Source organism: Reyranella sp. (genome assembly GCF_050185545.1).
GTDB lineage: Bacteria > Pseudomonadota > Alphaproteobacteria > Reyranellales > Reyranellaceae > Reyranella.
This window is the reverse complement of sequence record NZ_JBFWZI010000262.1, coordinates 1-8,287: the sequence shown is the minus strand read 5'-3', so window position 1 is coordinate 8,287 and position 8,287 is coordinate 1. Positions and strand designations below refer to the sequence as shown.

At 69.0% G+C, this 8,287-nt stretch carries 8 protein-coding genes and 1 pseudogene; all 9 read right to left on the bottom strand.

The features are described 5' to 3' along the window. A partial coding sequence (locus tag AB7O82_RS35365) for a serine/threonine-protein kinase (protein ID WP_428621586.1) occupies nt 1–1,280 on the bottom strand: 1,280 nt, incomplete at its 3' end. A 67-nt stretch (nt 1,281–1,347) separates the two neighbouring features. Further along, a complete protein-coding gene (locus AB7O82_RS35360; RefSeq protein ID WP_428621585.1) occupies nt 1,348–2,238 on the bottom strand; it encodes an FHA domain-containing protein in 891 nt (296 codons plus the stop codon). 252 nt (nt 2,239–2,490) lie between these two features. Next, entirely contained in the window at nt 2,491–3,219 is a 729-nt protein-coding gene (locus AB7O82_RS35355) for a Crp/Fnr family transcriptional regulator (protein WP_428621584.1), read from the bottom strand. A gap of 387 nt (nt 3,220–3,606) precedes the next feature. Continuing rightward, a complete protein-coding gene (locus AB7O82_RS35350; RefSeq protein WP_428621583.1) occupies nt 3,607–5,346 on the bottom strand; it encodes an adenylate/guanylate cyclase domain-containing protein in 1,740 nt (579 codons plus the stop codon). A gap of 203 nt (nt 5,347–5,549) precedes the next feature. Further along, nucleotides 5,550–6,503: an LLM class F420-dependent oxidoreductase gene (locus tag AB7O82_RS35345; protein WP_428556371.1), complete on the bottom strand. Its 954-nt coding sequence runs from the start codon at nt 6,501–6,503 to the stop codon at nt 5,550–5,552. Between the two features lie 26 nt (nt 6,504–6,529). Then, nucleotides 6,530–6,832 carry a 2Fe-2S iron-sulfur cluster-binding protein gene (locus tag AB7O82_RS35340; RefSeq protein ID WP_428556373.1) on the bottom strand — a complete coding sequence of 101 codons (303 nt, stop codon included), beginning with the start codon at nt 6,830–6,832 and terminating at the stop codon, nt 6,530–6,532. Continuing rightward, the gene (locus AB7O82_RS35335) at nt 6,829–7,428 is read right to left on the bottom strand and encodes a hypothetical protein (RefSeq protein ID WP_428556375.1); all 600 of its coding nucleotides are present in this window, start codon (nt 7,426–7,428) and stop codon (nt 6,829–6,831) included. The genes AB7O82_RS35340 and AB7O82_RS35335 overlap by 4 nt, the downstream gene beginning before the upstream one ends. 293 nt (nt 7,429–7,721) lie before the next feature. Next, nucleotides 7,722–8,027 carry an AzlD family protein gene (locus AB7O82_RS35330; RefSeq protein ID WP_428621582.1) on the bottom strand — a complete coding sequence of 102 codons (306 nt, stop codon included), beginning with the start codon at nt 8,025–8,027 and terminating at the stop codon, nt 7,722–7,724. Further along, nucleotides 8,024–8,287, bottom strand: a pseudogene (locus AB7O82_RS35325) (AzlC family ABC transporter permease); the annotation flags it as partial. The gene AB7O82_RS35330 and the pseudogene AB7O82_RS35325, both read right to left, overlap by 4 nt.

Here is an 8,287-nt window from a genome sequence, read left to right as displayed (position 1 = left end):
GCCTTCTGTCGCGCCGTGCGCGCCCGCTCGAGCTCGGCGTCCGCCCGTCGATTCGCTTCGGCCTCGGCTTCGACCTTCTGCCGCGCCTCCTGTTCGAGCTCCCGGATCTCCGCCAGCAGGGCGTCCGCCCGGCGCCGCTCCACCAGCGCCTCCTCGAGCTGCTTCGCCGTCAGGCCGGGCGCCGTCGCGACGGCCATCGTCGGCGCATCGCTCTGGAACGCCAAGTATCCTCCCCCGGCGACCAGCAGCAGCGTTGCCGCGGCGATGGTCGCCCAGGATCGACGGCCGATGCGACCGCCCAGGGCACGCCTGGCCGCGTGCGCCAGCCGCCGGCGCCGGCGTACGACGCGGGTCGCCTCGCCGCTCGATGCTCCCGGATCTTCGCCACGCAACAGGGAACGCCAGTCGGCGATGCTCTGCGGCCGATCCTCGGCCCGCACCGCCAGCCCGGCATCGATGCCGGCCAGCAGGGCCGGCGCGAACCCCGCCGGCTGCAGCTGGGCGAGCGGCACACAGGTGTCCTTCATGATGCGATCGATGGCGCTCGGCGGCGCGTGGCCGGTGATGGCGTGATACAGCGTGGCGGCGAGGCCATGGATGTCGCTCCACGGCCCGAGCCGGACCGAGGTGAACTGCTCCGCCGCGGCGTAGCCCGGCGTGAAGATCGCCGTCATGGTCGTGGTGCGTTGCGCCATCGCCGCGCGCGAGGCGCCGAAATCGATCAGGGTCGGGTCACCTTTCGCGTCGACCATGATATTGGCCGGCTTGATGTCGCGGTGCAGGAAGCCCGCCGCGTGGACCTCCTCGAGCCCGTCGAGCAGCGGGAACAACAGCTGCTCGATCGCCTCCGGCCCCAGGCTCTGATCGCGCTGCAGGCGTTTGCTCAGCGACTCGCCCTCGACCAGCGCCATGATCATGTAGGCGGTGCCGTTGGCCTCGAGGAAATCGTAGACCCGCACGATCGCCGTCGAGCGATCGAGCCGCGCCAGGGTGCGCGCCTCCTCGAGGAAGCGCTCGCGACCCCAGGCGAACTGCTCGGCATGCTCGGGCGAACGCGGCACCACGGTCGTATGCCCTTCGCGCAGGGCAAGCGTCGTCGGCAGGTACTCCTTGATGGCCACATCGCGGTGCAGCGTGAGGTCGCGCGCCCGATAGGTGATGCCGAACGCGCCCTGGCCGAGGATGGCCATCATCTCGTAGCCACGCAGCTCCGTGCCAGCCGGCAGCACGCCGCGCAGCTCGCCCTGCGCCATGCCGGGCCTTTCGGAGGCGCCCGACATTCAGGCCCGCACGGTTCCGCACCGGTGCCTCGACGGGCGTCGATTCCTCGGCGTCACTCGTCTCAACTCACTCTCCGCCGATCGACAGATCGACCTCGCCAAGGGTGAGCCGCGCACCGGTCTGGATGGAGCGCGGCACTCCGCGGCGGGCCGGCGCACCATCCACCGCGGTGCCGTTCATCGAACCGAGGTCCTCGATCTGCAGCGCCCCCGAGGCAAAGAGCAGACGCGCATGGCGTCGCGACACCGTCGAATGGGCGACGACGATGTCGCACTGCTCGACGTCCCGGCCGATCACCAGGCCGGCGCGCCGGGTCATCAGCCTGTCGAGGTCGACATCGAACGCATACCTCTTGCCGGCATGGTCGGTGCCGTGGAAGCGCAGGATCGTCTGCGGCACGATGGTGGTGGTGGTGCGCATCGATCCCGCGCGGGCGCGGACATGGTAGATCTGCAGCGGACGGCTGACGTTCTTCGCCCAATGCTCGCCGCCGTCGACGAAGTCGTACTCGGTGCGCACTTCCGCGATGTCGCGCAGCGCCCGCGACACCGCGATGCCGCCCGGCTCGGCCATGGCCTGGATGCGCGCCGCGAGATTGACGCCGTCGCCGAAGATGCCGTTTGTCTCCTCGTCGACGATGACCTCGCCCAGATGCAGGCCGATGCGGAACATCAGGCGCTCGTCCGGCTCGAGCATGCCGTTGAACGACGCCATGCGCTCCTGGATGTCGATCGCCGTCGCGACGGCCGCGAGCGCCGATCCGAACTCGGCCAGGACGGAATCGCCCTCGATGTTCACGACAGATCCTCCGCCCGTCTCGCACGCCGGCCGCCAGACCTCCGCCCGAACAGTCTTGAGACGGTCGACCGTTCGGTCCTCGCCGCCTTCCATCAGGCGCACATAGCCGGCGAGATCGGCATGAAGGATGACGGAGAGTCGACGAGGTCGATTTGCCATGGCGATGCAGCATCCGGCTCGGATTGAACCCAAATGCGGTACCGCGCCGCTCCCTGGCCGCGCGAAGCCGACCGATACCGCTGCTACTCTCCGCGAAAGGACAACCCCTGATCTCCCCGGCCTGTGCGCCTTGCGCTCAGGATAGCGGTTAGCCCTTCCCCGTACTGTGATCTACGCCACTCAACGCCGAACTATCTTCCCTGCCGGCTGCCTCGATGCGGACCATGGCTGTCGCCGGCGTCGCCCCGCCGTTCACGACATGCCATTGGCCATCCGGGCGAGCGCGCTCTCGTCGCGCACCACGACCCGCCCACGCCTCTGCTCGAGGATACCGAGATCGCACCACACCGCCAGTTGCCGGTTCACCCGCTCGCGCGACACGCCCAGCATGGCCGCGAGCTCCTCCTGGGAAATGCGAATGATCGCCCCGGCGGCGCGATCCCGGCCGTCGACCAGGCTCAGCAGGCTTTTCGACAATCGCGCCGGCAGATCGAGGAACGTCGAGTCCTCGATGTAGTCGGTGGCGCGCCGCAGACGGGCGCAGAGCAGCTCGATGATGCGTAGCATCGTCTCCGGCCGACGACCGAGGAAATCGAGAAACTCCACCCGGCCGATGAAGGCCAGCTCGGAGGGATCGCGCGCCACGGCCGACGCCGAACGGCCCTTGCCGTCGAGCAGGGCAATCTCGCCGAAGAACTCGCCGGGACCGAGCACGTTCAGGATGAGCTCCTTGCCCTCCGGCGATCCGACCGTGAAGGCAATGCGTCCCGACAGGATCGCGTAGAGCCCGTCGCCGGGCTGCTCTCGATGAAACAGGATCTGGCCGGCTGCGGCGCGCTTCACGACCATGTGGCGCAGGAGCAGCTCGCTTTCCGCCGGCGCCAAGGATGGGAAGAAAGGATGTCGGCGGACCAGCTCCTGTGCCGTCAACCGGGTTCCCTCGCCGGTCGTCGTCGCGCCACGTGCAGATGGTCGCCGCACCGGACCCTTCATGACCATCGCGCCATCGCCGACCGATCGCCCCCTTTTTCGCGCCATTGTGAACCGCATCACACAAGCCTTGCAACCTGCAGTGATAGGTTCGCGCCTTTTCCCACCCGTTCCAGCGACATGCACGATGCAGGCGAATACTTCGGCAGGATCGCCCTGCTCGACGGCGCCGGTCGGCGCGCGACGGCACCGGACGGAGCGCGACGGCGGTCGCCCAGGAAGCATCGGTGCTGCTTCATCTCGGTCGCGCCGAGTTCCTGACCTTCATCAAGGTGGGTCGGGCGACGATGATCAGGATCATCGCCCTGCCCTGCGCTCGCCTGCGCCGCGCCATCGGCCTCGTCGAGGTACTCGGCCCTTCTCCGAGGCAGGGCCTTGCTAGAACCCCGCCTTCGCCAATCCTTCGCGCAGATGCTGCAGGTCGGCGTCGTTGGCGTAGTGCATCGTCGCCAGCAGCGTCGGCGGATCCAATGCGGGATCGAGCTCGCGCAACCGGGCGACGTGCGCGGAGGCCGCGGTGCGGTCGCCCAGCCGGCCGTAGCAGGCCGCGACGAAGGCGTGCTGCTGGGCGTCCATCGCCGGCAGATGCATGAAGGCCTCGATCGCCTGGGCATACTGGCGGCCGACGAAGTGGGCCTTGCCGAGATGGCTCCAGAAGCGCGCCGGATGGTGCGGATTGAGCTTCATCGCCTTGCGGATCCACTCGACCCCCTCCTCGGACCGGCCGAGCCAGGTGAACAGCTCGCCCATCTGGACGACGACCAGGTCGTAGTTGGGATTCAAGGCCAGGGCGCGATCCTGGTGAAAGCGGGCGCGCGTCATGTCGCTGCGGGTGATGGCGACGGCCGCCAGGATGCGATGGACGTCGGCGTCGTTGTCGTCGAGCGCGATTGCCCTGTCGAGCTCGAACACCACCTCGTCGAAGGTCGCCTCTCTGTCCTCGCACCAGCCATAGCCCCAGGCCTGGCCGAGGATGCAGCCGCGCCAGGCGCGGGCGTGCGCGTAGTCGGGATCGAGCGCCAGCGCGCGGGCGATCAGCTTCTGGGCCTCGGCGTTGTCCTCCCGCGTGCTGCGATGATGCAGGACCTTGGCCGCCAGCACGCATTCGTACGCCGCCATGCTGGCGGGCTTCATGCGGGCGACCTGGTCCTGCTGCGCAGCCTCGAGGCGGCCGGGCAGGGTGGCGACGATCGACGAGGTGATCTCGTCCTGGATGGCGAACACGTCGTCGAGCTTGCGGTCGTAGCGCTCTGCCCAGATGTGGGCGTCGCTCGCCGTGTCGATCAGCTGAACGGTGACGCGCAGGCGATCGCCCGCGCGGCGCACGCTGCCCTCGACGAGATAGCGCGCGCCCAGCTTCTGGGCGACCTCGCGCAGGTTGGCCGCCTGGCCTTTGTAGACGAAGGTCGAGGTGCGCGAGATCACGAACAGCTCGCGACGCCTGCTGAGCTCGGTGAGGATGTCCTCGGTGAGCCCGTCGGCGAAGAACTCCTGCTCGGGATCGCCGCTCATGTTGGCGAACGGCAGCACCGCGATCGTGGGCTTGGCCACCGCGGCCTTGTGCGCACCCTGCGTCTTGCCAGCGGCGCGCTCCGCGTCGGCGGCGTCGCCGACGATGCGGTAGAGCCGCACCGGCCGGCTTATGTTCTTCAGATGCTTCTCGCCGAGATCCTCGAAGACGACATCGAGACGACCGTCCACCTGGCCGTGGACTGCCGCGGTGACGCAGATGCCGCCGACATCGGCGAGCTGCTCGACCCGGGCGGCGATGTTGACGCCGTCGCCGTAGATGTCGCCGTCGTCGAACATGATGTCGCCGAGGTTGATGCCGATGCGAAACTCGATGCGCCGCCCGTCGGACACGTCGGCATTGCGCCGGCGCATGCGTTCCTGGACCTCGACGGCGCACCTGACCGCGTCGGTCACGCTCTGGAACTCGACCAGCATGCCGTCGCCGGTGGTCTTGATGATGCGCCCCTGGTTCTTGGCGATCGCCGGATCGATCAGCTCGATGCGATGGGTCCGCAGGCGCGCCAGCGTGCCCCGCTCGTCGACCTCCATGAGCCGGCTGTAGCCGACCATGTCTGCCGCAAGAACCGCCGCCAGCCTGTGTTCCATCGGTTCTGCTCCGCGAGCCGACCCCGACTCTAGGAGCGCGGCGCGGCCCTGGCAACGGAGGTTCATGCGGACCGCGGGCGTCTCGCCCGCTCATGATTCATAATCATGAGCGGGCGAGACGCCCGCGGTCCGCAAGACTCACGACCCCTCTGCCCCGTATGACGGGGCACCTCCCCAGCCGAGTTGGGGAGGCATGCCGCCGCTCAAATCCGGTCGATGACGGCGGCCTTGAAGCGGCGCATCTCGGCGATCATCTCGGCGGCGCTCGGGCGGCCGAAATCGATGTCGATGGCGCTGACGCCGAGACCCTGCAGGGCGCGCAGGTCGGCCAGGATGTCGGCTTCGCTGCCGGAGAACAGCCGCCGGCCGCCGTCCGACGCCAGCGGCGGCACCGCGCTGCCGTAGCGCTTGACGCGATAGCCGACCTGCACCGCGGCGGGATCGCGCCCGGCGGCGGCCGTGGCCTTGCGCAGCCGGGCGATGCCCGCGTCGAGGCGCGGCAGCGTATCCAGCAGGTGCTGGTTGTTGCTGCCGATCGGGTACCAGAGATCCCCGATGCGGGCGGCCCGCCGGACCGAGGGACCGCTCTCGCCGCCCACCCAGATCGGCGGATAGGGACGCTGCACCGGCTTGGGCTCGAGCACGATGCCGGAGAAGCTCGCGTACTTACCGGCGAAGCTCGGCCGGTCTTGCGTCCACAGCACGCGGAAGGCATCGATGTACTCGTCGGTCACCGCGCCGCGCTCGGCGAACGGCGTGTGGACCACGGCATCGAACTCGGTCTTCAGCCAGCCGGCGCCGATGCCGACGACCAGCCGCCCGCCCGACAGCACGTCGAGGGTGGCCAGCATCTTGGCAGCGAGCACGGCCGGCCGATGCGGCACCACCATGACCGCGGCGACCAGCCGGATGCGGCTGGTCCTGGCGGCGATATAGGCCATGGCGATCAGTTGCTCGTGCCGCTCGATCGGATCGGCCTCGTAGAACTCGCCGCTCTCCGAATAGGGATAGCCGGGGACCTTGAGGTTCGGCAGCACCACGTGATCGGTCAGGGTCAGGTAGTCGAAGCCCATCGCCTCGCCGGCCGTGGCGATCTCCGTCATGGTGTCGACGGGCGAGAGAGGCCCCGAGTTGGGCAGGTTGAAGCCGATCTGCATGGTGCTCCTCGAATGGTGTGCCGGATTCAGCCGCCGCTCCGCGCCACCCAGCTGATCGTCACGTCGCTGAGCGGCCGGGCGCGGCAGGCGAGCGTCAATCCGGCCTGGCGCTGCGCCTCGCCCAGGGCCGCGTCGGCGCGCGGCAGCAACGCGACCTCGCCCGCCTCCAGCTTCGAGATGCAGGTCGCGCAGTTGCCGGTGGCGCAGGCGTAGGGATAATCGATGCCGGCAGCGATCGCGGCCTGCAGGATGGTGCGATCGGACGGGCAATCGATCGTCCGCCCGCTGTTGCGCACGGTGACGCGAAACACGCCGCGAGTATCGGTCATGGTGCGACACCGGCATGGCGGCGCGAGGGCGTCGTGCGCACCGACATGAGCTCGGGATGGAACCAGGCAACCGAGGGAAAGCGCGCCAGGGCATAGCCGTAGAGCGCGAGACCTACAGCCGGATGGTCGCTCACCACTTCGGTGGCATGGATGTCATGATCCGCCATCACCATGCCGCTGCCCGGCGCGACCATCACCTCGCCAACCTTGACGATTTCGGCGCGCCCGGCCTGCCTGCCGTCATCGATGCGGCGGTAGAAATCATGCCGTTCGCGGCCCGAGATGGCGGCGTTGGCGCACCAGATCCCGTGGTCATGCGGCGCCGCTTCCTTGTCCGGCAGGCTGATGGTGAGATAGAGGCCGTGCCCGTCATTGTCCTCGACCAGCAGAGGATGCGTGCGACTTTCCGCGATCGGCATGGCGAAATCGTCGAGCGGAAACAGCTCGGCGCGATTGGCCAGAGCCATCAGCCTGAGCTTGATCGCGTGCAGGGTCGACGGGTTGATGCCCTCGGTCGCGGTGATCGCATGCACCTTGTCCATCAGCGCCTGGCAGGCGCGGGCGCGCCTGCTCGCCGTGTCGGCTCGTTTCGCCATGGGACGTCCTCCTGGTGGCGGCACGCCGCGAAACGGCGCGCACGCACGTTAAAGGCGTGACTGCCCCCGTCAACCGGGTCGCCCCACCTCGTCCGCCGGGAGCGCGCCACCCCGCCTTCGCCGAAGCGAAGCCGCTTCGGCTTCGCGCAGGCAGGTCCAGTAGCGCTCATGGCCTTCTTGGACCGCGGGCGTCTCGCCCGCGCATGAATCATGAATCATGAGCGGGCGGGACGCCCGCGGTCCAAAGAAGAGCGCCATTGGACCTGCCTGTGCGAGCGCATGACGCCATTCTCTCAAATCGGGTATTGCGCGAGCGCGCGCAATCCTGCCGCCGCGACGACTCCCGTGATGACGACGGCGATCAGGGGCGACCGCCAGGCGACAACTAGCGTGATCGATGCCGCCACGGTTTCGGGCCAGCCCGTCGCCAGCACGGTCGGTGCGATGATGGCGGCCAGGACGGCCACCGGCATCGCCTCGAACGCGGCCTTGAGCCGACCGCGCCGCGCGAACCCCGCCGGCACGATCAGGCCGGCGAACCGGGTGGCGATGGTCGCGAGCGACATCGCGGCGATCGCGGCCAAAGTCTCCGGGCTCATCGGCGCGCTCCGGCAGGCTCGACCGCGATTGCCGCGGCAAGGATTCCCGCCGCTGCGCCGACGGCGATCGACAACGGCCCCGGCTGGATCAGATGCACCAGGGTCGCCGCCCCCGCGCTTGCCATCACGGTGACGACGAAGCCGGGGCGGGTGCGAAAGCCGACGATCAGGCCGATGAAGATGGCGATGAAGGCGAAGTCGAAGCCCCAGGCGCGTGGATCGCGGATCAGGCGGCCGACATAGGCGCCGGCCACGGCCGA